Annotated in this window: 24 protein-coding genes, 1 pseudogene and 1 riboswitch; of the genes and pseudogenes, 5 read left to right on the top strand and 20 right to left on the bottom strand. The window is 61.7% G+C overall.

What is annotated here, in order from left to right; all coding sequences use genetic code 11:
- Positions 1–213 precede the first annotated feature (213 nt).
- From mnmH to O9H32_RS14630, 9 genes are all read right to left on the bottom strand, one after another.
- Positions 214–1,260 (bottom strand): tRNA 2-selenouridine(34) synthase MnmH, encoded by a 1,047-nt coding sequence (gene mnmH, locus O9H32_RS14590; RefSeq protein ID WP_269866839.1) that lies wholly within the window; start codon positions 1,258–1,260, stop codon positions 214–216.
- 65 nt (positions 1,261–1,325) lie between these two features.
- Positions 1,326–2,375, bottom strand: a complete 1,050-nt coding sequence (selD, locus tag O9H32_RS14595) for a selenide, water dikinase SelD (RefSeq protein ID WP_269866840.1) — start codon at positions 2,373–2,375, stop codon at positions 1,326–1,328.
- Between the two features lie 38 nt (positions 2,376–2,413).
- On the bottom strand, positions 2,414–3,223 hold the full coding sequence (phnC, locus tag O9H32_RS14600) for a phosphonate ABC transporter ATP-binding protein (protein ID WP_269866841.1): 810 nt from the start codon (positions 3,221–3,223) through the stop codon (positions 2,414–2,416).
- A 2-nt stretch (positions 3,224–3,225) separates the two neighbouring features.
- Complete coding sequence (phnE, locus tag O9H32_RS14605) at positions 3,226–3,972, bottom strand: phosphonate ABC transporter, permease protein PhnE (RefSeq protein ID WP_269866842.1); 747 nt, start codon at positions 3,970–3,972, stop codon at positions 3,226–3,228.
- Positions 3,973–4,009: 37 nt separating this feature from the next.
- Positions 4,010–4,957: a phosphate/phosphite/phosphonate ABC transporter substrate-binding protein gene (gene phnD, locus O9H32_RS14610; RefSeq protein WP_269866843.1), complete on the bottom strand. Its 948-nt coding sequence runs from the start codon at positions 4,955–4,957 to the stop codon at positions 4,010–4,012.
- A gap of 155 nt (positions 4,958–5,112) precedes the next feature.
- Entirely contained in the window at positions 5,113–5,403 is a 291-nt protein-coding gene (locus O9H32_RS14615) for a DUF3817 domain-containing protein (RefSeq protein ID WP_269866844.1), read from the bottom strand.
- A gap of 222 nt (positions 5,404–5,625) precedes the next feature.
- Positions 5,626–5,862 (bottom strand): hypothetical protein, encoded by a 237-nt coding sequence (locus tag O9H32_RS14620; RefSeq protein WP_269866845.1) that lies wholly within the window; start codon positions 5,860–5,862, stop codon positions 5,626–5,628.
- A 290-nt stretch (positions 5,863–6,152) separates the two neighbouring features.
- On the bottom strand, positions 6,153–7,412 hold the full coding sequence (locus O9H32_RS14625; protein WP_269866846.1) for a hypothetical protein: 1,260 nt from the start codon (positions 7,410–7,412) through the stop codon (positions 6,153–6,155).
- A 36-nt stretch (positions 7,413–7,448) separates the two neighbouring features.
- Positions 7,449–8,951 carry a tagaturonate epimerase family protein gene (locus O9H32_RS14630; RefSeq protein ID WP_269866847.1) on the bottom strand — a complete coding sequence of 501 codons (1,503 nt, stop codon included), beginning with the start codon at positions 8,949–8,951 and terminating at the stop codon, positions 7,449–7,451.
- Between the two features lie 164 nt (positions 8,952–9,115).
- Here O9H32_RS14630 and O9H32_RS14635 point away from each other — a divergent pair, with 164 nt between their 5' ends.
- The 3 genes from O9H32_RS14635 (at position 9,116) to O9H32_RS14645 (ending at position 12,766) form a co-directional block, all read left to right on the top strand.
- Positions 9,116–9,970, top strand: coding sequence for an AraC family transcriptional regulator (locus tag O9H32_RS14635; RefSeq protein ID WP_269866848.1), 855 nt, complete (start codon positions 9,116–9,118; stop codon positions 9,968–9,970).
- Between the two features lie 197 nt (positions 9,971–10,167).
- Positions 10,168–11,139, top strand: coding sequence for an MraY family glycosyltransferase (locus O9H32_RS14640; protein WP_406627317.1), 972 nt, complete (start codon positions 10,168–10,170; stop codon positions 11,137–11,139).
- 141 nt (positions 11,140–11,280) lie between these two features.
- Positions 11,281–11,380, top strand: a riboswitch (purine riboswitch).
- A gap of 93 nt (positions 11,381–11,473) precedes the next feature.
- Positions 11,474–12,766 (top strand): NCS2 family permease, encoded by a 1,293-nt coding sequence (locus O9H32_RS14645; protein ID WP_269866849.1) that lies wholly within the window; start codon positions 11,474–11,476, stop codon positions 12,764–12,766.
- A 157-nt stretch (positions 12,767–12,923) separates the two neighbouring features.
- On the opposite strand, the gene O9H32_RS14650 is transcribed toward O9H32_RS14645, so the two are convergent.
- The 6 genes from O9H32_RS14650 to O9H32_RS14675 all read right to left on the bottom strand — a co-directional run bounded on the left by O9H32_RS14650 (position 12,924) and on the right by O9H32_RS14675 (position 19,125).
- Positions 12,924–14,132, bottom strand: a complete 1,209-nt coding sequence (locus tag O9H32_RS14650; protein ID WP_269866850.1) for a cytochrome P450 family protein — start codon at positions 14,130–14,132, stop codon at positions 12,924–12,926.
- A 161-nt stretch (positions 14,133–14,293) separates the two neighbouring features.
- The gene (locus O9H32_RS14655) at positions 14,294–15,487 is read right to left on the bottom strand and encodes an acetyl-CoA C-acetyltransferase (protein ID WP_269866851.1); all 1,194 of its coding nucleotides are present in this window, start codon (positions 15,485–15,487) and stop codon (positions 14,294–14,296) included.
- Positions 15,487–16,164 carry a 3-oxoacid CoA-transferase subunit B gene (locus tag O9H32_RS14660; protein WP_269866852.1) on the bottom strand — a complete coding sequence of 226 codons (678 nt, stop codon included), beginning with the start codon at positions 16,162–16,164 and terminating at the stop codon, positions 15,487–15,489. Before O9H32_RS14660 ends, O9H32_RS14655 begins: the two co-directional genes overlap by 1 nt.
- Positions 16,161–16,868, bottom strand: coding sequence for a CoA transferase subunit A (locus O9H32_RS14665; protein WP_269866853.1), 708 nt, complete (start codon positions 16,866–16,868; stop codon positions 16,161–16,163). The genes O9H32_RS14660 and O9H32_RS14665 overlap by 4 nt, the downstream gene beginning before the upstream one ends.
- A 55-nt stretch (positions 16,869–16,923) precedes the next feature.
- Positions 16,924–17,709 carry a 3-hydroxybutyrate dehydrogenase gene (locus O9H32_RS14670; protein ID WP_406627318.1) on the bottom strand — a complete coding sequence of 262 codons (786 nt, stop codon included), beginning with the start codon at positions 17,707–17,709 and terminating at the stop codon, positions 16,924–16,926.
- Between the two features lie 36 nt (positions 17,710–17,745).
- Positions 17,746–19,125: a GntP family permease gene (locus tag O9H32_RS14675; RefSeq protein ID WP_269866854.1), complete on the bottom strand. Its 1,380-nt coding sequence runs from the start codon at positions 19,123–19,125 to the stop codon at positions 17,746–17,748.
- Between the two features lie 189 nt (positions 19,126–19,314).
- Here O9H32_RS14675 and O9H32_RS14680 point away from each other — a divergent pair, with 189 nt between their 5' ends.
- A complete protein-coding gene (locus tag O9H32_RS14680) occupies positions 19,315–20,208 on the top strand; it encodes a LysR family transcriptional regulator (protein ID WP_269866855.1) in 894 nt (297 codons plus the stop codon).
- Positions 20,209–20,519: 311 nt separating this feature from the next.
- Here O9H32_RS14680 and O9H32_RS14690 read toward each other — a convergent pair.
- Positions 20,520–21,832 (bottom strand): annotated as a pseudogene (locus tag O9H32_RS14690) (AbrB family transcriptional regulator).
- Positions 21,735–23,024 carry a Gfo/Idh/MocA family protein gene (locus tag O9H32_RS14695; protein WP_269866857.1) on the bottom strand — a complete coding sequence of 430 codons (1,290 nt, stop codon included), beginning with the start codon at positions 23,022–23,024 and terminating at the stop codon, positions 21,735–21,737. The pseudogene O9H32_RS14690 and the gene O9H32_RS14695 overlap by 98 nt, the downstream one beginning before the upstream one ends.
- Positions 23,025–23,177: 153 nt before the next feature.
- Here O9H32_RS14695 and O9H32_RS14700 point away from each other — a divergent pair, with 153 nt between their 5' ends.
- The gene (locus O9H32_RS14700; RefSeq protein WP_269866858.1) at positions 23,178–24,065 is read left to right on the top strand and encodes a helix-turn-helix transcriptional regulator; all 888 of its coding nucleotides are present in this window, start codon (positions 23,178–23,180) and stop codon (positions 24,063–24,065) included.
- 314 nt (positions 24,066–24,379) lie between these two features.
- Here O9H32_RS14700 and O9H32_RS14705 read toward each other — a convergent pair whose 3' ends face one another.
- From O9H32_RS14705 to O9H32_RS14715, 3 genes are all read right to left on the bottom strand, one after another.
- Positions 24,380–25,495, bottom strand: coding sequence for an aminopeptidase (locus O9H32_RS14705; RefSeq protein WP_269866859.1), 1,116 nt, complete (start codon positions 25,493–25,495; stop codon positions 24,380–24,382).
- A gap of 253 nt (positions 25,496–25,748) precedes the next feature.
- Entirely contained in the window at positions 25,749–26,045 is a 297-nt protein-coding gene (locus tag O9H32_RS14710; protein ID WP_269866860.1) for a hypothetical protein, read from the bottom strand.
- A 63-nt stretch (positions 26,046–26,108) separates the two neighbouring features.
- Positions 26,109–26,315 (bottom strand): helix-turn-helix transcriptional regulator, encoded by a 207-nt coding sequence (locus O9H32_RS14715; protein ID WP_269866861.1) that lies wholly within the window; start codon positions 26,313–26,315, stop codon positions 26,109–26,111.
- Positions 26,316–26,320 lie beyond the last annotated feature (5 nt).

Genomic DNA, 26,320 nt, shown 5'->3' on the forward strand with positions numbered 1-26,320 from the left:
CCCCGTGATTCCGCTCCCCGGTTCCGGTATTCAGGTGCCGGCCTATTTCACGGAGCCCCCGCGGAACACGCCCAGCCAAGCCAAAATAAAAAAAGCCCCGCCGGCCTCATCACAGCCGGGGGACCTTCCGGACGCGCCGGGCGCTCCGGTTACAACGTATGGCAAGGCCTGGTACACGGCTGCAGGCCAGCCGCCCCGTGCCTCTCAGGCGAGTCAGCGCTCTGTGCGAGAGAAGCCTGCCGGCAGCCGCTCCTTGATCGCATTCACGGCCTCCTCGACATTCCTGGCCTTCAGCGTGACCCGTTCCGTGTCGTATTGCTTCGATGCGTGCTCGTACCTTGGATCGTAGTAATGCTCCAGGAGCAGCCGTACCGCCCCTTCGTACTTGCCATCCTTCAAGCAGGCTTCGATCTCCGCCGCGACCGGGGTATGAATGCGCCGCTTGATATGCTCGAATGCTTGGATGCAGGCCTCCTGATGCTCCCACGGTCGGTAATCCTCTAAGATGTGCTTCACCCGCTCCTCGACCGGCATGTCGATGAAGAGCTGAACGCCCTGCTCCTTGCTCTTCACGAGAAAATCGGGCACCACCACTTTGCCGACCCGCTTGCTCTCCGCTTCGAGCAGCACGTAAGGCGAATCCCGGTATGCGAGCAGCTCCTGCAGCAGAAGAGATTCGAAGGTCTTCTGGTTGTTCGCTTTGAGGCCGATCTGTCCGAAGATCGAGCCCCGGTGCCCGGCCAGCCCTTCGAGGTCGATCACCGGATAGCCTTCGGCCTTCAGCCGCCGGAGGATCTCCGTCTTGCCGGCTCCGGTGTAGCCGTGCACTACATAAGCCGGCGGCTGGAACTCGCAGGCCCCGAGCGTATCCACGACCCACTTGCGGTAGGCGCGGAAGCCGCCGGACAGCCGGTACACCCGGATGCCCATCAGCGAGAGCACCGTGGCTGTAGTCCTGCTCCGCATGCCGCCGCGCCAGCAGAACACCGCTTTGCGCGAGTCGATGGCTTCGAAGCGCTTGATGAAGGCCGGCAGCTTCGCCGACACGATCTCGAGCCCCCGGTCCTTTGCCGCCTGCACGCTGACCTGCTTGTAGATCGTACCGATCTCCGCCCGCTCCGCATCGTCGAACAGCGGGATGTTCAGGCTGCCCGGGATCGTCGATTCCTCATACTCGGAAGGCGACCGCGCGTCGATCAGCGTCAGCTCCCTGCCCCGCTGCAGATCCAATAGTTCTTCTACGGTAATATCCTGAAACAACCGATTCCGCCCCTTCCCTCCTGCTGTCTCTATCGCACTCCGCCAAGGCTGCTGCCCTCCGAGGCTTATTGCACTACGATATGTCCTGGGTGCTCCGAGGTCGCCTCGCCGATGATGCTCGCTTCCACGCCGGCTGCCAGAAGATCCGCGAGCAGCGCATCGCCCTGCTCGCCGGCTACGGAGATAAGCAGGCCGCCCGAGGTGACAGCATCGCAGAGAATCCACTGGCCTACCTGATCAAGCGACTCCGGGAAGGTAACTGAGCCTTCCAGATGGGCGAAGTTGTTCTTCGTCCCGCCCGGCACGATGCCTTCTTCCGCGAGCTCGCGGACGCGCGGCAGCACCGGAACGTCCGCCTCCCGGATCACGAGGCCCACGCCGCTGCCCTTCGCCACTTCCGAGGCGTGGCCGAGCAGGCCGAAGCCGGTCACGTCCGTGCAGGCATGCACTTCGTACGGCTCCATCGTCTCGGCCGCCGTCTTGTTCAGCGTCGCCATCACCTGCGTCACCCGCTTGATCTCCTCTTGCGTCAGCTTCTCCCGCTTGATCGAGGTCGTCAGAATGCCCACGCCGATCGGCTTCGTCAAGATAAGCTTGTCGCCCGGCTTCGCCCCGGCATTAGCCCGGATCTTCTCCGGGTGGATGAGACCCGTCACCGCCAGGCCGAACTTCGGCTCGTTATCGTCGATAGAATGTCCCCCGACCAGCGTCGCGCCGGCTTCCTTGACCTTGTCGCCCGCGCCGCGGAGAATGTCCGCAAGCACCTGCTTGTCGAGCTTGGCGATCGGGAAGGCCACGATGTTCAGCACAGTCAGCGGCCGTCCGCCCATCGCATAGATGTCGCTGATCGCATTGGCCGCAGCCACCTGGCCGAAGTCATACGGATCGTCGACGATCGGCGTGAAGAAGTCGACCGTCTGCACCAACGCCAGATCGTCGCTCAGCTTATAGACGCCGGCATCGTCGCTCGTATCGAGTCCGACGAGCAGATTCGGGTCAGGTATAGCCGCCGGCAGACTACGGATGACCTGCGAGAGATCGGCAGGGCCGATCTTGCAGCCGCAGCCTCCTTTGGTCGAGTAGGAAGTCAATTTAACGGGCTGTTGGAGCGTCATATGGAATCATCCTTTCAGATTGGGATTCAAAGACGGACTTACTGCAGGGCCGCATCGTCATCCGGCGGATATATCCGCTGGAGCTCGGCTTCCCCGAGTTCCTCGGGCCTGCCGTCGAATACAATGCCGCCGTGGGCGAGCCCGATAATGCGGGTCGCATAGTTCCGGGCGGCGTTCACATCGTGAAGATTCGTCACGATCGTCATTCCCCGCCGGTGGAGCGTGCGGATAAAATCCAGCACCCGCTCCGCCGTCACGGGGTCGAGACTCGACACCGGCTCGTCCCCGAGCAGCAGCTGCGGCTCCTGCATCAGCACTCGGGCAATGGCGACGCGCTGGCGCTGTCCGCCGCTCAGCGCCTCTACCTTGCGTCCGGCTAGATGGGCCAGGCCCACGCTGCGCAGCGCCTCCATCGCCTGCGCTTTGTACGCTCCCGAGAACATGCCGAGCAAGCTTTGCCGCAGCGGGATGTCCGCGAACCTGCCGGCGATGACGTTGGTCAGTACGCTCAGCCGGGGCAGGAGGTTGTAATGCTGGAAGATCATGCCGATATCGCCGCGCAGCCGCCGCAGTTCGCTTCCGGTCACCCCGGTGACCGGCTGTCCGGCCCAGCGCACTTCGCCGCTGTCGGGCTCGACCAGGCGGTTGATGCAGCGGATCAGGCTGGATTTGCCCGCCCCGCTGCGCCCAAGCACCGCTACCCACTCGCCGGGACGGACGGTCAGCGACACCTCCTGGAGAGCCGCTTCCTTGGCGCCCGGATACCTTTTGGATAATCCCCGGATCTCGAGGCCCGGGTGCCGGGGCGTTTCACTCCTCGCTTCTGCGGGCTTATGCTTCGCTGTCATGGTCAGCTCACCCGCTTTCGGATGAAAGCGCCGAGGTAATCGACGCCTGTCACCAGGATCATGATCAAGAGTACTTCGAAGGCCACCTTCTGGTACATGAACTGTTTGAAATCGTTATAAAGCAGCTGTCCCAGCCCTCCGGCGCCGACCACACCGAGAATGAGGCAGGTGCGGATCGCCACTTCGAGCCGGTAAAAGAAATGCGAGACCACCAGCGGTATGATCTGCGGAAGAATGCCGTAGAGCGACACGAGAAGCCGTGTGCCCCCGACGGATTGAACGGCTTCCTGCGGACCGCGGTCGATCGCTTCGATCGTCTCCGAGAGCATTTTGCCGAACACGCCCGTATTATGAATAATGAGAGCCATCACCGCCGGCAGGGGGCCAAGCCCCAGCGTCGGGATGAAAAGCAGCGCCAAGACCAGCTCCGGAACCGACCTGCTTAAGTTGAACAGGAACCGGAACGCATCGTAGAGCCAGCGCGCAGGTGTGGAATTACGGGCTGCGAAGAAGCTTGCCGGCAGCGCGATCCCCATCGCGATCATCGTGCTGAACAGCGCGATCTGCAGCGTCTCGACCGCCGCCTGAAGCGCGACCTCCGAATCCGCCGGATCGAGGGGAAACCACTGCTCCGTGATGAAGCGGTACGTATTCCCAAGGTCCCGGAAGAGCGCGATATCGAAGCCGACACCGCGTCCCGACCAGATCAGCAGCAGGACGGCGGCAGCGAGAAGAAGTATTTTGTTCATTGTTGCCCCTCATCTCTTTCCTATACCTGCAGCAGCCCTACTGCTTCGGCTTCACCCGTCCGTCTTCGATGGCTGCCTGACGGATCGCCGCATAGTCCTCGTTCTTCGCGACCGTGAACCCGCTCGCCCCGCCGAACGCATCAAGAATGTCCTTATCGGTGATCGCCACCATCGCATCCTGGATGATCTTCACATCCTTGTCCGGAATAGACTCGATCACCGCCCACGGATATTGGAACAGCTCTTCGGACTGCCAGATCTGCTTGATCTTCGTTCCGTCGACCTTGCCATCCTTCACGAGCCGGTTGAAATACGCGCTGTCAATCGCGCCAACGTCCTGCGTCTTGTTCTGGATCGCCAGTGCCGTCGCGAGATGATCCCCCGTGTAGGTTACGCTCTTGAACTGGTTCTTCTGCTGCGTCTCGAACACGCCCGCTTTCTTGAGCGCGATGCCCGGAATCAGCGAGCCCGAAGTGGACGAGATGTCGCCGAAGGCGAAGCGCACATTCTTCGAGTTCTTGATGACGTCATCGAGCGTCGAATAAGGAGAGTCGGCCGGCGCGATCATGTAGGCATAGTAGAACGGCTTGCCATTAATGAGCTGTGTGGTCACGGCCTTAACGTTGTAACGCTCATGCGCTTCCACGTAGGTCAGCGGCCCAAGATAAGCCATCTGCGCTTTGCCCGCGCCCATCGCTTCGACGACACCGTTGTAGTCCGGATACACTTCCGCCCGCACCTTGCGGCCGAGCTTCTCGGAGAGGATGGCGGCCAGCTTGTCCGCTCCGGTCTTCATCTGATTGCTGCCTTGGGCGGGGATGACCCCGATCAGGAATTCGCCCTGATCCTGGGACTCCGCGCCTTGTCCGGCGGATCCCGCAGCCTGCTGTCCTTCATTCGATGCCCTCTTCCCGCACGCTCCAAGCAGCATACCGGCGATAAGCAGAAAAGTTAATACTAGAAACGGTTTCCTTCTCCAGAACATCCCGCTGTCATCTCCCTTGTTGTCTGATGTGAATCCAACTATAAAGGTTAGCATAAACAGGGACAAAACAAAAGGAAGCCCCCGGACTCCTCAATGGATCCGGCAAGCTTCCCGCTTGTCCCTCGATATGGCTGTGGCTGCAGACCTTCCGCAGGTCAGTTACGCTTCAGCCTGGCGTCCAGCACGAACGTGCCGAACGGCAGGAACGAAGCGATCACCGCGCCGAGCACCTTAAGCAGCGACCAGCGGTGCACGAAGGTTACATGGACCACGGCGAGCAGATAAGCTACGAACAGGAATCCGTGTGCCGCGCCGACCACCTTGACCATTTGAGGCAGATCCAACATATATTTGAGCGGCATGGCAATCCCGAGCAGCAGCAGGAACGAAATGCCCTCGAGCAGTCCCACGACCCGCAGTCTTCCGATAGGCGTACGCATTGTCATTATCCGATTCACCTCCCTGTTCCGGACGACGATTTGTGCGTCCGGCTCTCTTTCCCTATAAAGTATAAGTCAGGAAAGAGCGGTCAGGCTATGCCCGCCGCAAAGAATTCACAGAAGGGACACGGATTGTGTGAACGTTTTTACAGCTTAAGCGCAGGCGGATCTGCCTACCAGGATCGTAGGGGATGAGGAACCTGAGGAACCTTCTTCGGAAGGCTGCTCTCACTCCCCGCTTTGCGGATGCGTTCCCTCCAGGCGGGTTCCTTCCAGCCGCATCCCCGCCTTGCGGGCGCATGCCGTGCAGCATTCCGTGAGATCGGGAATCACCCGCTTCGCTTCCGCGATATCCGGCCGTTCCCAGCAGGCCGAGCCGCAGTCCGGACAATGAACGAGTCTCCAGCCGGGCTGTCCGTCGGGCAGATCAGATACGAGGGGCATCGCTGCAAAATGCTGAGTCATCAAATTCTACCTCCTTCAAGTAGCTGCATGAGTCTCGAGCAGAGCATTCGCTAATACTCTCCGCAGACATCTGTACCTTCTTACCCTCCAGACAGGGTCTTCTATCTGGATTGAACACTCGGATGGCACGCGGGTACCGGAACCTGCACGGTACGGCGGGAGAACCCTCATGCTCAGAAAGGTAAGCCCACGTCAAAAAGAGACCGGCACACGCCGGTCTCTTCATGGAATCAACTAAATTCCAAGCCATTGGCACAAAGGAAGGGGAGCTGCCGCAAAGCGTTCGGGTCCTATAACCCGGCAGCCGGGTTCGGACGGCCGAGGAAACGCCAGAAGGCGCCGCCTAGCAGCTCCGCCGCATCCCGTTCCACATCCTCGGCCGTAACTGTCCACCCGGCCTCCGAGAGCTCGGCATACCGCTCGAAGAGCACTGTGCCGAGCAGGGAACGCCCCCGGTCCCAGGACGGGAGCAGCTCGTCCACCGCCCCCGCTTCCGAATACAGCGGAGTCACCGATCCGCCAAGCTGGTCGAGGCACAGGTGCAGAGGCGCGGCGGCGGCTGCTCCCCCCGGTGCCGTGCAGCCGATCAGGTGCAGGTTCGGCGTCTCCCGGACGCCCCGCAGCTCCGGTACAGTAAGCGCCGCGGCAGCGGACAGCCCGAGAAACCGCTGACGGGGATGCCGCTGGCAGAGTCCAAGCAGCGGAGCGAGCGTGGAAGGAGCCCAGGCGTCACTCTCCCCGCACGCCCGGGGGACCCGCATTCCTCCGGACAAATCCGCCCCGAACGGGATGCCCGCTTCATCCGCCACCGGGAGGATACACTCGTGTAATACTCGCAGCTCCCCGGCGTCTTCTCCCCCATCCATGCCCCGAGGCAGAGCCGCAGCGAGGTAGACGGGGTTCAGCTTGACGATCGAATAGCGCAGGTACGAACGTATGGCGTCCATCGTGCCAGCCGTGAGAGTATCCTCTACTGTGTAGTCCCGCTCCCGCAGGCACTCGCGGGCCGTCCTCCAATCGTTCAGAAGCGTGTCCACGGACAGCACCGGAAGAAACCGGGGATCGGGACGGCCGAGGTCGGTCCAAGCCTCCTCATCCCCTCCAGCCAATGGGTCGCAGAGCACGCAAGCCGTCTTTACACCGGATAACCGGAACACGAGATCCAGGTAATCCGTGGCCGACATTCCCCGGGCAGCAGCGCGGTAGTCGGGCAGCCCGCGAGCCTGGCTCTCCACCCCCAAAGCGTTCAGCGTGCGGAGTATTCCCTGACACGACAGGCTGAGGGGCGTGCGGTCGACGAAGAGCGTCTGCCAGAGAAACTCGGCCGCTTGGGGCTGCGGCATCACCGACAGTTCTTCGGAACGGCCGCCCGGCAAAACGCGGACCGCCTCCTCCCGAAGCGCCCGGGAGGTCAACAGATCGTCGATGCCCCAGGGAACCGGATAGACGGATGCCTGCGGGCGGAGCCGCGTGCAGGTATCGGTCACCGGCGCAGCCAGAACGGCCTTCCGTACGAGCTCCCGCAGCGCCTCCTTCGTCCGGACCGGCATATGGAGCCCCCCTTTCGCGCGCTTCAGCCGGCCGGATTATTTCCCGAGCAGATCCAGATGCCTGCCGATATGGCTGCGCAGGGATTCTTCGTACGCTTCTTCCTGTTCGCTCAGCGTCCGGTAGAACTCGTCGCGGAACAGGCTGCCACCCTGTTCGTCCTTCGCCTGCAGCAGGATGCCGTACGTGATATGAATGAGCTGGCGGGCATTGTCTTCGTTCATATAAGTGTCGGCCAGGTCCGCATCTGCCACCTGATCGAGCGGCGCGATCTTGCTGAGGTCTGTCGTCACATGATAGTAAGCCGTCGCTTCTTCAAAATGCTCCAGCGCGTAAGCATGCATGCGGCGGTACAGGGAAGGATCCACTTTGGCCACGGTACGCACGGCTTCGAGCCAGTTCGTGCCCGCCGTCTTCACGTGGAAGCGGCCCTTCGTGTACTGGCCGATCAGCGGAAATACGCTGAATTTGTCGCTGCCGGAGTGGATGCTGAGCTTGTAGCCGAAGTCATCGGCGATGCCGGCATGAACGGCGAGTTCTTTCTCGAATTGCGCGATGTCGCCGATATAATCGATGCCCTTCTGGAACTCGCCGATGAAGCGCGGCGCCATGCTGTAGATCGTCAAGCCGCGGCTGTACAGTTCCTTCGCCACGAAGAAATGAGATTCCGGCGCTGTCGGCGTCATCGTCTCGTCGATCGAAATCTCGAAGTCGATCTCTCGGCCCGCATTCTTGATGTAGGTCGTGTAGATGTGCTCCATGAAGTCGACGGCTGCCGCATAGATCAGCACGTTCTTGATCAGCGTCTCGCGGTCGAACGTGATGTCGCTGCCCGCAACGGTGAACGTCTTGTTCAGATAACGGGTCTCGTAATGCTCGCGCACTTCAGCCGGCAGTGCCGCATATTTGGCTGCCTGCGCTTCGGCGGAGGTGCCTTCCACGTCGTTGTCGATCTTCTCGGAGCAATCCAGCGTCAGCATCGTGAAGCCGAGGCCGAGCGCGAGCTCGATGTCCGCTTCCACCTTGAGGTGGTCGCCGTCCGCGCCGAAGCCGTCCTTGTAGCCTTCCTGGAAGGCGGCGTAGCAGGCGGCGTCGACTACCTGCTTGTAATCGCGGCCGGTCAGGGCAAGCTCACGGATGGACTGCTGCGCCAGGATCGGTCGGATATTGCGGCCCTGGACCGTCTTGATGTGGCCCGGGGATGCGATGCCGAGACGGTCGCCGAGACCGATCGTGGCAATCTGCGTGCCGAATGCGCGCGGTACGGTGAAGTCGAAGTATTTGTTGAGCACGAGGCGGTTCTCATGGGTCAGCGGAGAGAGTTTGACGCCGTCCTGCACTTCACCTTGCAGCTCGTCATACAGCGCGCCTTCGCCGGCTGCAAGAATATATTTGGTATGGGCGGCCTTGTCCTTGACCATCACGAGTTTCGTCGTTTCGTTCTCTGTCAATGATTGCGCATACACTTTAACGCCCTCTGCATTAACTCCTGCTACTGTGCCTGCGCGCAGCGCTTCGGCGATTGTTCCCCATTTGCTCATGAATGTGAGCCTCCTTCGGTTTTTCTGCTATTTTTCCCTTGCTATGCTTCACTTCCACCCCTTCATCATAATGCAATAATAGTTTACATTCTCCGTTTATTTTGCTAATTTAACATATACCTATGCATATTTTGCGAAAGCTTCCGGAACGGAGTGGGTTTTCCTTGAGCGACACGGTCACGCTTCATTACGGCGATGAAGAGGGCGACTTCCACATTGAGCACGTCCGGCGGACCGAGCCCTTCGGCCGCACGAACCACTGGCACGCCACGTATGAGATTTATTATCAGCTCTCGGGGCAGCGGGCCTATTTTATCAAAGACCGCACTTATCTGATCTCCCCCGGGGATCTGGTCTTCATCGGGAAGCATCAGGTCCATAAGACGTCCGACGTCGGCCTGCCCGGACATGAGCGCGTCGTAATTAACTTCAGCGACCGCTTCATCGGCAGCGACCGGGAGCATCCCCTCTCCCACCCGGCGATGCTGGCGGTCTTCGAGAATCCTTCCCGCGTATTCAGCCTGAAGCTGCCCGACCAGATCTTCGTGCAGAACATCCTGCAGAAGATGGCCAAGGAACTGAAGGAGCGCGCGACCGGATATGAGACCTACGTGAAGCTGCTCCTGCTCGAGCTGCTGCTCTTCTCCGGGCGGCATTCGGAGCGTTCCGAGAGCACCGCGATCGAACACCAGAGCCCCGTGCACAAAAAAATCTCGGAAATCGTCCGCCATATCAACGCCCATTACCAGGAACCGATGACGCTGACGGGACTGTCCGAGCTCTTCTTCATGAGCCCTTATTATCTCAGCCGGGCCTTCAAGGAAGTGACGGGCTTCACCTTCGTCGAGTACGTCAATACGACGCGCATCCGCGAAGCCCAGCGGCTGCTCAAGGAGTCGAATAAGAAGATTATCGAAATCGCCGAATTGACAGGATTCGAGAATATCGCCCATTTTGGCCGGACGTTCAAGAAACTGGCCCGCATGACGCCGCTCGAGTACCGCAAGGGCGAAGCGTGAGCCGGCAGCACAATTTGAGAGCACAACTTGAAAGAACAACATAAGCGCACCGTAAGCGGCATCCCATGCCCTCCGGTGCTTTTCGTCATTCTGATGCGATCCTGATAACAGGGGCCCGTTTGTGTTTTGGGGGCGCCGCTATGGTATAATTGTTAATCATTGCCACGCAGAATTTGGCGGATCCTGGAGGGATATGCATGTTGTATTTGTATTCGTACGCGGCCGCATTCGTCCTGTCGTTCGTGATCGTCCTCGCTTTGATTCCCCCGCTTCGCCGGTGGGCCTTCCGCATTGATTTTGTGGACAAGCCCCGGCCGGACCAAGAACGCAAAATCCACCGGGAGCCGATCCCCATGATGGCCGCGCTCGCGATCTTTGCCGGCTTCGCCTGCACGTATCTGCTCTTTACGAAGGAGGACTGGACGCAGACGACCGCGATCCTCGCCGGTTCCCTCCTCATCCTCGGCATCGGTACCCTGGACGATTGGTACAAGACCCGGGGCAAAGAGCTCTCCGCCTGGCCCAAAATGCTCGTACAGATGGCCGCAGCCGTCATCGTCTACCAATCCGGCATCGTCTTCTACGGGTTCAATAACCCGATGACAGGACAGGATTTGATCCTCTGGGAATGGCTGCAGTTCATCCTGACGGTCTTATGGATCTTCGGCGTGACGACGGTCATCAACTTCACCGACGGCATGGACGGTCTGGCCGGCGGCCTCTCCGCCATCTCCGCAGGCACGCTTTTCGTCGTAGCCGCGGCGAAGGGACAGGAAGATTCCGCGATCCTCGCGATCATCCTCGTCGGCGCGTCGCTCGCTTACCTGCGCTACAATAAGCCGCCGGCCCGCGTGTTCATGGGCGATGCGGGTGCCACGCTGCTCGGCTTCCTGCTGGGCGTCATCGCGCTCGACGGAGCCTTCAAGCAGGCTACGGTACTGTCGCTTCTGGTCCCGATCCTGGCGCTCGGTGTACCGATCTTCGACAACCTGTTCGTGGTGTTCAAGCGCTGGCGCAGCGGCAAGCCGATCTATATGGCCGACGCATCCCAGGCCCATTACCGGCTGCTCCGCAGCGGTCTGAACCAGAAGCAGGTAGTCATGGTCCTCTGCCTGCTCAACTTGTGCTTCGGGCTCACTTCGATCATCCTCATGCTGCTGAAGGTGTAGCCTCTCCTTCGATTCGCCTGGATTTATTCGTTCGGATTTCAAGGAGTTATTATCATCTGGCGGCCTGAATAAAAAGATTTCGATACATAAAGGCGTACGTTACCACAAAAAACATTTGACATCGTTATCTCTTTCTCCTACTATACGTAAGGGACAACCTTTCGTATATCCCCGGCAATATGGGCCGGGGGTCTCTACAGGAGACCGTAAATCTCCGGCTACGAACGGGCAGGCTAAGTATACCCTGCCCGTTTGCGGCCGGTTTTTTTGGTGCTCCCTTCTGCACGTTCGTCCGCCCGCACAGGTGTTCTTACCGAGAGGAGACAACATACGCATGCTCGCCCAGTGGTTTCAACTTCAAGACAGAGGCACTACCGTCCGCACCGAAGTGACGGCAGGCCTCACGACTTTCCTTACGATGGTGTACATCGTCATCGTCAATCCGGCGATCCTGTCCGCATCGGGCCTCCCCTTCGGCCAGGTGTTCACGGCTACGGTCTGTGCCGCAGTGATCGGGACCTTGTATATGGCCCTCTTCGCCAATCATCCGATCGCGGTTGCGCCCGGCATGGGCATGAACGCTTATTTCACGTCCGTGGTCGCTTCCCAGGGCGTCACCTACCAGGCCGTGCTCGGCACTGTCTTCCTGGCCGGCATCCTGTTCCTGCTCCTGAGCTTCACCAAGCTTCGCGAGACGCTGATCGCCTCCATTCCCGCCTCTCTCAAGAACGGCATTACGGCGGGCATCGGCCTCTTCATCGCGTTCATCGGACTGCGCATGTCCGGCATCGTCACGGCCTCGCCGGCTACATTGGTTGCCCTCGGCGACCTGAGTCAGCCGGGCACGCTGCTCACGATCTTCGGCCTGCTGCTCACGCTTGTGCTTATGGCGCGGCGCATCAAGGCGGCTCTCTTCATCGGCATGGCGGTGACGGCGGCAGCCGGGTATGCGCTCGGCCTGCTGAAATTCCAGGGCTTCGCCGCCCTGCCTGCCGCTCCCGTGCTCTTCGATCTCGATGTCGCCGGCGTGTTCTCCGGCGGGCTGTACACGGTCGTCTTCGCTTTCCTGCTCGTCACGATCTTCGATACGACAGGCACGATGATCGGCGTCGCCGAACAAGCCGGCCTGATCCGCGGCGGCGTCTTCCCGCGGGCGAAGCAGGCCTTGATGGCCGATGCCGTCGCCACGGTGGCCGGCTCCCTGCTCGGGACCTCCCCGTCGAGCGCGTACGTCGAGTCTTCCGCCGGGGTTGCGGCCGGCGGCCGCACCGGTCTCACGTCGCTGACCGTGGCCGTGCTCTTCCTCGCGTCGCTGTTCTTTGCGCCGGTAGTGCAGGCCCTCTCGTCCCTGTCCGCCATTACCGCGCCGGTGCTTATCATTGTCGGCTGCTTCATGATGGAGGGACTCGCCCGGATTGAGTGGGATACGTTCGATGAAGCGTTCCCGGCCTTCGCCATCCTCATCGCGATGCCGCTGACCTCCAGCATCGCCACCGGCATCGCGATCGGGTTCATCACGTATCCGCTGCTCAAGCTCGTAACCGGCAAGGGCCGGAGCGTGCATCCGCTGCTGTACGTGTTCGGCGTCATCTTCCTGGTTCAGATGACATTCTTCCCCGCGCATTAAACCGGCACAAGAATATGCAAAGCCCCCTGCCATGAATTGGCAGGGGGCTTTGCTATGCGGGGACGCGGGCGAGGCGGCGGCGCATCACCCGATGAGGTAAGATTAAACAAGCTAAGGCGGCGGCTCCTTCTGCGCGGCCGCCGCTGCTGCACCTGCATCACACGAGCACCGGCAGGGCCGGCAGTCCGCGCATCAGCCGGCCCGGACCCCAATGGATCTCCTCCCGAGGTACGGCGAGGCGCAGATTCGGCAGCTCGCGGATCAGAGCCGAGAGGGCAATGCTGCCTTCCAGCCGGGCCAAGGGGGCGCCGAGGCAGAAGTGGATACCGCTGCCGAAGGCCAGATGCCGGTTCTTCTTGCGCGTGAGGTCGAGCCGCGCCGGATCTTCGAACTGCGCCGGGTCGCGGTTGGCGGAGGCCAGCGAGACGAAGAGCAGATCGCCGCGCTGCAGCTGTTTGCCGTGCCATTCGAACGGCTCCCGCACCCAGCGGTTCGTCGTGATCTCGACAGGGCCGTAGAAGCGCAGGAGCTCCTCCACCGCCGACGAATCAAGCTCCGGGCTGCTGCGCCACAAGGCAAGCTGCTCCGGATGCTCGAGCAGTGCCAGCGTGCCGTTGCCGATCAGGTTGACTGTCGTTTCGTGGCCGGCCACGATGAGCAGGAAGATCGTCGACGTCAGCTCCTCCCGGCTCAGCCGGTCGCCGTTCTCCTGCACGCGGATCAGCTCCGTGATGAGGTCGGCCTGCGGCTTCGCCCTACGCTCCTCGATCACCCCGTCGATATAGGAGGCGAACGCTTCCAGGGAAGGCTGCACTCCCTTGATCTTCTCGAAATCGGTAGCCGACTTGATGAAATCGTCGGACCATTTGCGGAACAAAGCATGGTCTTCTGCGGGAATCCCCAGCATCTGGCAGATCACATAGATCGGGAGGGGAAAAGCGAACTTGTCGATGAGGTCGCCTCCCCCTTGGCGGCGGAGCTCCTCCGTCAGCCGTCCGGCAATCGCCGTGATCTGATCCCGCAGCCCTTCCGCCACCCCCGGCGTGAAGGCCTTCGATACGATCGAACGCAGACGGGTATGGTCCGGCGGATCGGCACCTAGCAGATTATTGGAGAGGAGCCTCAGGATCTTATCCGGCAGGGCAGGCATAGCCGCTTCCCCCAGAGAGCGGCTGTTCTTCGTGAACCGCTCCTCATTCTTAAGCGCTTCTACGGCATCTTCGTACCGGGTGATCAGCCACGCCTGCTGGCCCCCCGTCAGTCCCATCGAGTACACGGGCTCCTCCACTCTCCAGCGGTCATAGAGAGCGTAAGCACGGTTCTTGAATTCCGGCGAACTCATGTCCAATCCGACGTCCAAACTCATGGAATCCCTTCCTTCCGGTTGATGTCCATCCAGCAGGATCTCGGGTGTCGTCTGGGATGCTTTACAATTCCATTATATTACATCCCCCGGAAAAACAGTTGTGAACTTTCCGTGCGCCCGCTTCTATGAATCTCAATGGTCCTGCCGCCGCATCCGCCTTCTCACACCGCCCGCTCGACGAGCATGGCCACGCCTTGGCCGCCGCCGATGCACAGGGCGGCGATGCCGTACTTCGCCTCCCGGCGGGCAAGCTCGTGCAGCAGCGTGACGAGCACGCGGGCTCCGCTGGCCCCTATCGGGTGGCCGAGGGCGATGGCGCCGCCGTTCACATTCACGCGCTCCGCGGGCACCCCGAGCTCCCGCATGACGGCCAGCGACTGGGCGGCGAACGCTTCGTTGAGCTCGAAGAGATCGACCTCGCCGAGCGCCACACCGGTCTTCTGCACGAGCCGGCGCACGGCATCGACAGGCCCGAGGCCCATCACGGCTGGGTCGAGCGCCGCCTGCGCATAGCCGCGGATGCGGGCCAGCGGCTTCGCGCCGAGCTCCCGCGCCCGCCCGGCGGACATCACGACGAGCGCCGCCGCGCCGTCGTTGATGCCCGAGGCGTTGCCGGCGGTGACGGTGCCGTCATCGCGGAACGCCGGGCGCAGGCGGCCGAGCGTCTCCGCCGTCGTGCCGGCCCGCGGGTGCTCGTCCGCCTCGAAGAGCACCGGCTCACCCTTGCGCTGCGGCACGGGCACCGGGACGATCTCGGCACGCAGCCGCCCGGCGGCCGCCGCCTCCCCTGCCCGCCGCTGGCTCTCCGCCGCGTAGGCGTCCTGCGCCTCCCGCGTCAGCTCATACCGCTCCGCGATATTCTCGGCGGTGACGCCCATGTGAATATCGCAGGAGGCGCACCACAGCCCGTCGCGGACCAGCGAGTCGACGAGCGCGGCATCGCCGAGCCGCAATCCGTCCCTTGCTCCCGGCAGCAGATAAGGCGCCCGGCTCATATTCTCGGTGCCGCCGGCCACCACGACCTCCGCGTCGCCGAGGAGCACGGCCTGCGCCGCCAGCATGACGGCTTGGAGCCCGGAGCCGCACACCTTGTTGACGGTCATCGCCGGCACCCGCGCGTCGAAGCCCGCCTTCAGCCACGCCTGCCGGGCCGGATTCTGGCCGAGTCCCGCCTGCAGCACGTTGCCGAGAATGACCTCGTCCACCTGCTCTTCGCCGATGCCTGCGCGCTGAAGGGCCTCGCGTACTACGATGCTCCCAAGCTCTGGAGCGGATATTCCGGACAGCGCGCCCTGAAAGCTCCCGATCGCCGTCCGGACTCCGCTGACGATTACCGCTTCGCGTTCCCTGCTCATTAACTTACGCCCTCCTTCTTAGTCAATTCGCCGCCCAGCAGCTCCGGCGCCACAGTGAACGACGCCTCCGTCCGCTGCCTCACCTCGTCCAGCGTTACGCCCGGCTGCAATTCGGCAAGCCGCATCCCCTCCGGGGTGAAGTCGAAGACCGCCAGATCCGTGATCAGCCGGTCCACGACGCCCGCGCCGGTGAGGGGGAGCGTGCAGGCCTTGCGGACCTTGCTCTGGCCGTGCTTGTTCACATGCTCCATGATGACGACGATCCGCTTCGCTCCGCTGACGAGATCCATCGCGCCGCCCATCCCTTTGACCATCAGGCCAGGGATCATCCAGTTCGCCAGATCCCCATTCTCTGCCACCTCCATGCCTCCGAGGATAGCGAGGTCAATATGCCCTCCGCGGATCATCGCGAACGATTCGGCGCTGTCGAAGAACGAGGCGCCCCGTACGAATGTCACGGTTTCTTTGCCCGCATTGATGAGATCCGGATCCTCCTCGCCCTCGTAAGGGTAAGGCCCGATGCCGAGCAGCCCGTTCTCCGACTGCAGCATGACGTTCATCCCCTCAGGGATGGCTCCCGCCACCAGCGTGGGCAGCCCGATCCCGAGATTGACGTACATTCCTTCCCGCACCTCCCGGACCGCCCGCTCTACGATCATCTCCCGTTGCCCCTTCATGCCGTCCCCTCCTTCGTGCGGACCGTCCGCCGCTCGATGCGCTTGCCTGCCGCCGTTCCCTGCACGACCCGCTGCACGTAGATTCCCGGCGTATGAATCTCGTCCGGGTCCAGCTCACCTGCTTCGACGATGATCTCCGCCTCGGCAATCGTGATCCGGCCAGCCGCTGCGGCCAGCGGATTAAAGTTGCGCGAGGTGCGGCGGTATACGAGATTGCCAAGCGTGTCGGCCTTCCAGGCTTTGACTAGGGCAAAATCGCCTGCAATGCCCCGCTCCAGCACAAAGGTGCGACCCTCGAAGGTCTTCAGTTCCTTGCCTTCGGCCACGACCGTGCCCACGCCCGTCGGCGTGTAGAAGCCCGGGATGCCGGCTCCGCCCGCGCGAATGCGTTCGGCCAGTGTACCCTGCGGCACCAGTTCGACCTCCAGCTCCCCGCTGAGATACTGCCGCTCGAACGTCTTGTTCTCCCCGACATAGGAGGAGACCATCTTGCGGATCTGGCGGCCCGCCAGCAGCAGGCCGAGCCCGCCGTCGTCCACCCCGCAGTTGTTGCTGACCACGGTCAGCTCCTTCGTTCCCTGCGCCTGCAGGGCCCCGATCAGGCCCTCGGGAATGCCGCAGAGCCCGAAGCCTCCGACGACCAGCAGGGAACCGTCCGCGATATCCCGCACGGCCTCCTCCATCGAAGCCACTCTTTTGTCCATGATCTTCCTCTCCTCTCTCATCTGTCTGAATCCATACGAATAAGCCTACATCCGGCTACTGAGCCGTATAGCCTCCGTCGATGAGCAGCGACGTCCCCGTCACGCCACGCAGCTTGTCGCTGGCGATCAGCACGGCGTAGTCCGCAATCTCCTCCACCGTCAGCAGCCGGCGCTGCGGCACGAGCGGATAGATCACTTCCTCAAGTACGCTCTCCAGCGGCACGCCCCGCGTCCGCGCCAGATCCTCGAGCTGTCCCCGCACCAGCGGCGTGTCCACGTATCCGGGGCAGAGCGCGTTCACCGTGATCCCGTGGGGCGCCCCTTCGAGCGCCGCCACCTTCGTCAGCCCGATCAGCCCGTGCTTCGCGCTGTTGTAGGCTGCCTTGCCCGCGAATCCGATCACCCCATTGATCGACGCCATGTTGATCACACGGCCGTAACCGCTGCGCTTCATCAGCGGGAACGCATGCTTGATCCCGATGAAAGCCCCGGTCAGCATCACCTTCAGCATGAACTCGAATTTGTCCACCGGGAACTCTTCCAGGGGGGCCACATGCTGCAGCCCCGCGTTGTTCACGAGAATATCGAGCGAGCCGTAGGCCTCGTCCGCCGACTGGATCGCCGCCGCATACTCCCCTTCCTGCGTCACGTCGCACCGCAGGCCGAGCGCCTCATAGCCTTCCGCCTGCAGCCGGGACGCCGCATGCTGCGCTCCTTCGGTCCGGATGTCGGTGACCACCACCCGGGCTCCCTCCTTCGCGAACGACCGGGCGATCTCCAGTCCGATGCCGCTCGCCGCCCCCGTGACGAGGGCCGTGCGGCCACTAAGCAGCTCTGCCATAAGCGAATCCTCTCCTCTTTCTGTCTAAGATCTGGTCTAGAACAGCGACAGCACGATCGCCAGCGCGAATACCGTAATCGTCTTTACGACCGTAATCGCAAAAATATCCTTATACGCCTGCCGGTGGGTCAGTCCCGTAATCGCCAGCAGCGTGATCACCGCGCCGTTGTGCGGCAGGGTATCCATTCCGCCGGATGCCATCGAGGCGATCCGGTGCAGCAGCTCCGGCGAGATCCCCGCGCTCTGGGCCGCCGCCAAGTACGTCTTGCCCATAACCTCCAGCGCGATCGACAGACCGCCGGAGGCTGACCCGGTCACACCGGCGAGAATGTTCACGGACACCGCTTCGGAGATCAGCGGATTGTCGGAGATGCCGAGAATCCAGTTCTGGATGAGTTTGAATCCTGGTAACGTTTTCACGACATTGCCGAAACCCACTTCCGAAGCTGTATTGAAGATGGCGAGCAGCGAACCCATCGCGGCAGCAGTCAATCCGGCCGCCAGCTTGCCCTGCACCGCACGGACGTTGATGCACAGCGCCGCTACGATCCCAATGCACAGCGCGATGATGAGCGCCCAGGAAGACGAGACCGTTTTGACATTCGCGATGTTGAAGCTCTTGAGCAGCTCCGCGCTGTACCAGTTATTCACTGTCAGAGCGCCCCGGCTGAGCAGATAGTTAAACAGCAGAACGAGCACGAGCGGAAGCACGGCAATCCAGATATTCGGATAGGTCTGGTTCTCGAGCACTTCCGGCTCGTTCTTGTGTCCTGTTCCGTAGCCTTCCCCCGCCTGGGCCGCCTCCTTCCGGCGTCTCTCCAGCCAGAACAACCCGCCGGCTAATACCATGAGTCCGCCCACCGTTCCGAGCAGCGGAGCGGCATAGGCATCCGTTCCGAAGTAGGTGGTCGGAATGATATTCTGGATCTGCGGGGTCCCCGGAAGCGCATCCATTGTGAACGTAAACGCACCCAGCGCAATCGTACCGGGGATGAGCCGCTTCGGAATATCCGCTTCACGGAAGATGGCAACGGCGAACGGATATACGGCGAAGGCGACCACGAACAGCGATACGCCGCCGTACGTCAGCACCGCACAGGCCGCCACCACCGACAAGATCGCACGCTGCGAGCCGAGCGCTCTGACAATCGTCTGCGCAATGGATGACGCCGCCCCGCTGAGCTCCATCACTTTCCCGAAGATGGCGCCGAGGAGGAAGATGGGGAAGAAGCTTTTGACATAATTGGCCGCATTGCTCATGTACGTCTCCGTATAGCTCGGCAGCAGGGCGTTCCCCGAGATCACAACCGCAAGCAGCGTGAACACCGGGGCGAAGACGATGACCGGATATCCCCTGTAGGCAAAAAACATCAGCAGTCCCAACGCGATCAGAATCGCCAAGACTTGAATGATCATCGGGCACTTCCCCTCTTCATGTGAATGAGTGAGCTTTCGTTTGGTGAAACGCTTACAACTTACAATCCCGAGCCCGCACCGGAGCCGTTCATCCGTACAGTATCAGTTTACATCCCCGCCATCCGCAGGTAAAATTCAGAGATAGCATAGTCTTCATGAAAAAAAGTTATGAATCGGGGTTGCCAACAATTGGATATCCGACAGCTGTCCTACCTGCTCGTGATTGCGAAGCACCAGAACATCACCAAAGCGGCGGAAGAGCTACATATGACCCAGCCCACCCTCAGCAAGATCGTCAAGGCCATGGAAGAGGAGCTCGGGGTCACCCTCCTCGACCGGTCCGGCAAGGCAGTCAAGCTTACCGATGCCGGAGAAGCCGCCGTCGCTCAGATCCGGTCGGTTCTCCAAGCCTACGAGGGTCTGCATACGGCGCTGGATGATGTGGTGAACCTCAAAAAAGGCATCGTCCGCATCGGCCTGCCGCCCGTGATCGGCTCCGTGTTCTTCCCCCGCATCCTCGCGGGATTCCGCACGCAGTATCCTTACATTGACTTCGATCTGGTCGAGGAAGGCGCGAACAAGGTCGAGAGCCTGCTGCTCGAAGGCGCTCTGGACATGGGGGTCGTCGTCTCGCCTGTCGATCCCGAGCGCTTCGACGCCCTCCCCTTCCTCTTCCAGCAGCTCTCGCTCGTGATCCACGAGAGCCACCCGCTGGCCGCCCTGGACACCGTCCGGCTGGAGGAGCTGCGGGGTGAGCCCTTCGTTCTCTTCCCCCGCGGATTCGCCGTCCGCCGGCACGTCATGCGGGCATGCAGGGAGCTCGGCTTCGAGCCGTCCATCGTGTACGAGAGCTCCCAGTGGGACCTCCTCGCCGAGATGGTGGCTGCCCGTGTAGGGATCTCGATCATCCCGCAGGCCATCTGCTCCAAGATCACGAACCGCGGCGTGCGCACGCTGGAGCTTACCGATCCGGTCATTCCGTGGAACCTCGTCGTCATCTGGCCGAAACACAAATATCTCAGCTATGCGATGCGCGAGTTCCAGGCGTACATCCGCGAGGCATCCGCTGCATTACCGCAATAACGCCGAATAAGCCCCAGGCTGCCATAGCTCGCCCGGGGCTAATCAGTGTGCGCTGCGTCTGCCCCTATCAAGGCAAAGAGCTGAGCCGCCGGGAATCACCGGGCGGCTCAGCTGCACGCCGAAGTGGACAGGCGCGATACGGCTTACGGGCGTCTCTGCCCGCCGGCGCTTCCCAAGAGCTGGCCGGCTGCCGTGCCGAGAACCGCGGCGACGGAGCAAGATCTGCCGGATGGATACGGCTCCGCCCGCTGCCCTCCGGATGCCTGCACGTCCTGCACGTCCTGCACATCACCATACGGCAGCGTACCGAATTATGACCTGGGGCGCTCCGCCGCCCTCTCCGGGCTGCCCTCAGCTTCCGGGCTCCGGGCAGCCGCCCGGCGGAAGCCCCACCGCAGCAGGTACGGCACCGCGAAGAGAATGAACAGAATCCGGAACATCTGGAAGGCGACGACCAGCGTCACATCTGCCCCGATCAGGGAGGCGGTGACGCCCATCTCGGTCATGCCGCCCGGCGAGGTGCTGAGGAAGGCGGTAGCGTAGTCATCGGGAGCAGCCGGCCGAAGGCAACCGAGAGCGCCAGCGAGAAGAGCACAAGCCCCACGCCGGTGAGCAGCGAGTAAGGCAGCAGGCGGCGCCATCCGGCGAGACCGCTGAGCTTGATGCCGAGGCCGAGGTAGATGCCGAGGCTCCACTGCGCGGCCAGCTGCAGCGGCGCAGGCAGATGGGGCGGTACGAGGCCGGCGATCATCAGCACGGCGGAGGCCAGCAGCGGGCCGAGGAACCACGGCGTCGGCAGCTTGAAGCGCACCGCCAGCAGGGCGGCCAGCGGAATCAGTACGACGGCTGCGGCCAAGCCTAGCGGAGACGCAGCCGCCTGAGCAGCGGCCGGAGCCGGCACGGCAGGCGCTAGAGCCGACGGATCCGCAAGACCATGCACGGCGAGGAAGGGCACCGCGAATATCACCGTGAGCAGCCGGATCGTCTGCATGAAGGCGACGACGGTGCCATCCGCTCCCGGCGTCTCCTCGCTGACGAGCACCATCTGGCTCAGCCCGCCCGGCACGCTGCCGATGATCCCGCTCTGCGGCGACACCCCGGCCCGGCGCGCGGTCCAGTATCCGGCCAGCAGGCTGAAGCCGACAGTCAGCAGCGTCGCCGCCGCCATCGCCGGCAGCTGTGCCGCAATCTGGCGGGCGCTGTCCGCCGTGAACGCTAGGCCCATCGCATAGCCCAGCAGCAGCAGGCCGGCATTACGGCACGCTGCCGGCCAGGCAAGCAGCGGTCCTCTTGTGGCCGCCAAGGCCTGCCACAGTACGGCCGCGGCGAGGGGTCCGAGCATCCAGCTCAGCGGGATATGCAGCCAGGAGAACAGCAGTCCGCCGGGCGCGGTGACGGCGATCGTCGTGAGTAAGCGGGTCATCATGAGGTGGCGGCGCCTCTTTCCTACGCAAGCGGACCCCCGGCTGCAGGCAGGCTGCATCCGGGGGCCGCTATACTTATTTTTAATTAGTGTACCATACCTTTTAGAACTGAACCAATTCGGAGACTCGCACCGGCTGGCCCGTGCGGATCGAGCGGTTGCCCGCGATCCCGGTGAGGATCGACATCGCGCCGTCCACATGGGATGCCGCGCGGCCGAAGCGGTCCGGCTCCGGCGTGCCGAACAGGTCGTTCAGGAGAACCGGATCGCCCCCGCCGTGGCCGCCCTTGCCCTCCTTCACCTGCACCTCGTACGGCGCTTCGAAGACTGGGTGGACGATGATCTTTTTGCCGACGACTGCGCCTTCGAGCGCCTGATCCCCGCCCGAATTCACGTAGGAGGACTCGACAACCTCCATCTCGATGCGCCCCTTCGTTCCGTTGAACGCTACGCGGAAGCCTTCCCACGGCGCATAGGCATGCAGGGAGTACGTCAGGATCGCACGGCTCTTGTACTGTACCATGACGCCCATCGTATCCTCGATGGAGATCCCTTCGCCGAACACGCTCTGGTCGCGCTGGTAGCCGTCTTCATGCTCCGCATCGAGATACATGCTCTTCAGCGACTCGTTCTGGTCGAGATGCAGCGCGAAGTGGTCGTTCTCCGCCGCCTTGCTGCCGGTCGCCCGCTGGTAGAACTCCGTGACGCCGCGCTTCTCCGCGTTCTCTTTGCCGTAGAACATGAGATCGCCGAGGGCGAACACCGTCTGCGGCTGGCTGTTCAGCCAGAAGTTCACGAGATCGAAGTGGTGCGTCGACTTGTGCACGAGCAGCCCGCCGCTGTTGCGCTTGTCGCGGTGCCATCTGCGGAAGTAGTCCGCGCCGTGCTTCGTGTTCAGCAGCCATTCGAAGTGGACCGCGTGCACGTCGCCGATCACGCCGTCCTCGATCAGCTCGCGGATCTTCGTGTTGTGCGGCGAATACCGGTAGTTGAACGTGACGCGCAGCTGGCGGCCTGTCCGTTTCACGGCATCCAGAATATCCTGGCATTTGTCCTCATCGACGGTCATCGGCTTCTCGGTCATAACGTCGCATCCGAGCTCCATCGCCCGGATAATGTACGTATGGTGCGTCCGGTCGACGGACGTCACGATAACCACATCCGGCCTTGTCTCCTCGATCATCCGGTCGAACTCATGCGCTTTGTAAGTAGGCACAGGCTCTGCTCCCAGTTCGCCGATCTGCTTGTTCGCATAATTCATCCGGGTCTGGTTCACATCGCAGAAGGCGACGAGCCGGGACGTTTCTTTGAAATCGGATACAATGGCCTTATAGAAAAATGCCGCACGGCCTCCGGTCCCGACCAGGGCATACGTTTTGCGCTCTGTAGTCATGTATTGCTCCTCCTCTAGGGGATAAGGTATAGTTGGAGTATAGCGCAAGATCGATAGGTATTCAGCACAAAAATTGCTTTATTTCTTAATTTTCAACATATATTGATTATACATGATTCTCCCTTATTCTGAATCAGAAAGGAGCCTAACGCCATGACACCGTCCGGGAACCCCCGGGTCCCGTCCGTTCATCCTGCAGACGAGCCCGATTTCATTCTGCACCACGCCCACCGGTCCTCTTCGTTCAATATGGAATCCGACCACGCCCACGAAACCTATGAAATCTATTATATGAAGTCGGGCTCCCGCTATTATTTCATCAAGGACCGGTCTTATCTCGTCCGGGAAGGCGATCTCGTCCTCATCGAGCCCTCCGTGCTTCACCGGACGACGGATGCCCACAGCTCCGAGCACGAACGGATCCTCGTCAACTTCAAGCCGGAATGGCTCGGCGGCCTGCTTCCGGCCATGGATGCCGACCTCCTCGACGCCTTCGGCCAGATCCCGGTCGTCCGGCCGGAGCCCAAGGACCGCCAGCGCATCGAGCTCCTCCTGACCACCATGCTCGCCGAGCAAAGCCATCCGGACGAGCCGGGTGCCGGCAGCGCGCTGAGACTGTACCTCGCAGAGCTGCTCCTGTGGCTGTACCGCTGGCGGAAGAAGGAGCAGGCAGCGGAGGCCGGCGGACGCGCCGAGCATCCCACCTCCCTGCACCGCAAGGTATCGGATATCGTGCAGCACATCAACGTCTCGTTCCACGAGGAGCTGTCGCTGCAGGTGCTGGCGGACCGCTTCCACATCTCGCCGTATTACCTCTGCCGCATCTTCAAGGAGGCGACGGGTTTCACCCTTGTCGAGTACATCCAGCGGCTGCGGGTCCACGAAGCGCGCAAGCTGCTGGCAGGCACCTCGAAGCGCATCACCGAGGTGGCCGGCGAGGTCGGCTTCGATTCGTCCACGCATTTTGGACGCGTGTTCAAGTCGATCTGCGGCATCTCTCCGCTGCAGTACCGCAAGTCCTCCGCGGCCGGGGGGAAGTGAAAGCCCGTCCTCCAGTGCTCTTGGCATGCCGAAGCTGGAATGCCACTACCGTCTGCCATGGCGGGCCGTCTCCGGCCATCCGGCCCACAGCGATCGGCACTGCTCCCCGCTGGCGCTGAATGTACAGTGTATAGAAATAGAGTTCCGCCGGGGTCTATCATCCGCCCGCCCCGCTTCCCTGAACGCAATAAGACCGCTCCTCCCGAGGAACGGTCTTATTGTTATTCTTGCCTATGTACTGCTTCGGCCGACCGCCCCTGCCCGCACAGGGCACCGTCAGATCGGCCGGCCATCCGGCTTACTTCATATCCGGCTTACTTCAGGTTCTCCGGGTTGAGCTTCTCGAGCTCAGGGACGACGAAGCGGCCGTCCTTGCGGATCAGGCGGTCGTCAAAATAGATCTCCCCGCCGCCGTATTCCGGACGCTGGATAAGCACCATGTCCCAATGGACGGACGAGCGGTTGCCGTTGTCGGCGCTCTCGTAAGCGTTGCCCGGCGTGAAGTGGATGCTGCCGTCGATCTTCTCATCGAAGAGGATATCCTTCATCGGATTCTGGATGTACGGGTTGACGCCGATCGCGAACTCGCCGATATAGCGGGCGCCCTCGTCCGTGTCCAGGATGTCGTTCAGCTTCTTCGACTCGTTGGCTGCCGCCTCGACGATCCGGCCGTTCTCGAAGCGCAGCACCACGTTCTCAAAGACGATCCCTTGGTAGATCGTCGGCGCGTTGTAGGAGATGACGCCGTTCACCGAATCCTTGACCGGGGAAGTGTAGACTTCTCCATCCGGAATATTGTTCTCGCCGGCGCACTTGATCGCCGGAATGCCTTTGATGGAGAATGTGAGGTCCGTCCCCCCGGACACGAGGCGCACTTTGTCGGTCTTCTCCATCAGCTCGACGAGCGAATCCATCGCGGCGGACATTTTGCTGTAGTCGAGGTTGCAGACCTGGAAGTAGAAGTCCTCGAATGCTTCCGTGCTCGTATTCGCCAGCTGGGCCATCGAAGGCGTCGGGTAGCGCATGATGCACCACTTCGTATGGTTGACGCGCTGGTCAGTAACCGGACGCTGGTATTCTTTGAAGTAGAGCCTCAGCTTGTCATCGGGTACGTCGGAGGTCTCCGTAATATTGTCGCCGCTGCGCACGCCGAGATAAGCATGCATCTTCTTCATCCGCTCGAGTTCGATCTCCGCCATCTGGCGGTACAGCGCAAGCGAGCCGCCGAGCATCAGGGAACGGGTCACCGCCGGATCGCGGTACTCGATATACGGGAAGCCGCCGGCCGCATACACCTCTTCGATTAGACACCTGGTCAATTCCTGATCGCGCAGGCCGATCAGCTCGATCAGGATGTTCTCTCCGGGCTGCAGGTTGACCGAGTAGCGCACAAGATTGCGCGCGAACACTTTCAATCGGGGATCTCTCATGATGAATATTCTCCTTTGAATGGACCTCAAAAATAGGGATGTAACCGGGGCTTCGGCTGGAAAGCCGATGCCTTACTTTACCAATGTAACGAATTCTCGGGCAAACTTCAAATCCCCGTACATCCGCTGTCACAAACTTATTGGATTTGGTAATGTTATACAATAAACCATGACTCGGGGCCGGAATCAGCCCTCCCGTTCGTGAGCACTGCGGGGGAAGGACAAACTCCACTCCACCGCAGCCGCTGCAGTCTTATCCCCGGATCGTATGATAGGTCCCCGCCGCTCCCCAAGACACCAGGTGAGCCATCAGAAGAATCCCCAGCGTCTCGGGGACCGACAGCCGCACGCCCAACCTGTACAGCACGAACAGCAGCAGAATCGCGGCCAGGGTACAGAACCAGGCCGCCGACCTCGCCTTCAGCCAGCCATGCAGATAACGCTCGTCGATCTGCCTTGAGCGGACTCCCGCCCTCCTTGCTACCCACCATATTATCAGCCCGAACCCCGGCCCGCCAATGATTCCAACCCATCCCCACATCTCATTCATACGCCGCTCTCCTCTCCCATTTTCCGGCTGTTCTTCAGCTGGTTGCTGCCTTGGCCCAGACAGTTACTGTTCTTCCGCCTCATCCCACAGGAACAAATCCTCAATGGGGCACCCGAACGTCCGGGCCAGCTTGAACGCCAGCTCGAGCGAAGGGTTGTAGCGCCCGCTTTCAATGGAGATCACCGTCTGCCGGGACACTCCGATGCGCTCCGAGAGCTGCTCCTGGGTCCAGGAGCGCGCCGTCCGCATGTCTTTAATCCGATTCCTCACTGCTG

It is taken from the genome of Paenibacillus caseinilyticus (genome assembly GCF_027533645.1).
GTDB classification, from domain to species: domain Bacteria; phylum Bacillota; class Bacilli; order Paenibacillales; family NBRC-103111; genus Paenibacillus_G; species Paenibacillus_G caseinilyticus.

Bases quoted from the DNA above. Each gene is read 5' to 3' on its own strand.
- selD (WP_269866840.1), bottom strand. From the start codon at position 2,375: ATGACGCTCCAACAGCCCGTTAAATTGACTTCCTACTCGACCAAAGGA.
- phnC (WP_269866841.1), bottom strand. From the start codon at position 3,223: ATGACAGCGAAGCATAAGCCCGCAGAAGCGAGGAGTGAAACGCCCCGG.
- phnE (WP_269866842.1), bottom strand. From the start codon at position 3,972: ATGAACAAAATACTTCTTCTCGCTGCCGCCGTCCTGCTGCTGATCTGG.
- phnD (WP_269866843.1), bottom strand. From the start codon at position 4,957: ATGTTCTGGAGAAGGAAACCGTTTCTAGTATTAACTTTTCTGCTTATC.
- O9H32_RS14615 (WP_269866844.1), bottom strand. From the start codon at position 5,403: ATGACAATGCGTACGCCTATCGGAAGACTGCGGGTCGTGGGACTGCTC.
- O9H32_RS14620 (WP_269866845.1), bottom strand. From the start codon at position 5,862: ATGACTCAGCATTTTGCAGCGATGCCCCTCGTATCTGATCTGCCCGAC.
- O9H32_RS14625 (WP_269866846.1), bottom strand. From the start codon at position 7,412: ATGCCGGTCCGGACGAAGGAGGCGCTGCGGGAGCTCGTACGGAAGGCC.
- O9H32_RS14630 (WP_269866847.1), bottom strand. From the start codon at position 8,951: ATGAGCAAATGGGGAACAATCGCCGAAGCGCTGCGCGCAGGCACAGTA.
- O9H32_RS14640 (WP_406627317.1), top strand. From the start codon at position 10,168: ATGTTGTATTTGTATTCGTACGCGGCCGCATTCGTCCTGTCGTTCGTG.
- O9H32_RS14645 (WP_269866849.1), top strand. From the start codon at position 11,474: ATGCTCGCCCAGTGGTTTCAACTTCAAGACAGAGGCACTACCGTCCGC.
- O9H32_RS14650 (WP_269866850.1), bottom strand. From the start codon at position 14,132: ATGAGTTTGGACGTCGGATTGGACATGAGTTCGCCGGAATTCAAGAAC.
- O9H32_RS14655 (WP_269866851.1), bottom strand. From the start codon at position 15,487: ATGAGCAGGGAACGCGAAGCGGTAATCGTCAGCGGAGTCCGGACGGCG.
- O9H32_RS14660 (WP_269866852.1), bottom strand. From the start codon at position 16,164: ATGAAGGGGCAACGGGAGATGATCGTAGAGCGGGCGGTCCGGGAGGTG.
- O9H32_RS14665 (WP_269866853.1), bottom strand. From the start codon at position 16,868: ATGGACAAAAGAGTGGCTTCGATGGAGGAGGCCGTGCGGGATATCGCG.
- O9H32_RS14670 (WP_406627318.1), bottom strand. From the start codon at position 17,709: ATGGCAGAGCTGCTTAGTGGCCGCACGGCCCTCGTCACGGGGGCGGCG.
- O9H32_RS14675 (WP_269866854.1), bottom strand. From the start codon at position 19,125: ATGATCATTCAAGTCTTGGCGATTCTGATCGCGTTGGGACTGCTGATG.
- O9H32_RS14695 (WP_269866857.1), bottom strand. From the start codon at position 23,024: ATGACTACAGAGCGCAAAACGTATGCCCTGGTCGGGACCGGAGGCCGT.
- O9H32_RS14700 (WP_269866858.1), top strand. From the start codon at position 23,178: ATGACACCGTCCGGGAACCCCCGGGTCCCGTCCGTTCATCCTGCAGAC.
- O9H32_RS14705 (WP_269866859.1), bottom strand. From the start codon at position 25,495: ATGAGAGATCCCCGATTGAAAGTGTTCGCGCGCAATCTTGTGCGCTAC.
- O9H32_RS14710 (WP_269866860.1), bottom strand. From the start codon at position 26,045: ATGAATGAGATGTGGGGATGGGTTGGAATCATTGGCGGGCCGGGGTTC.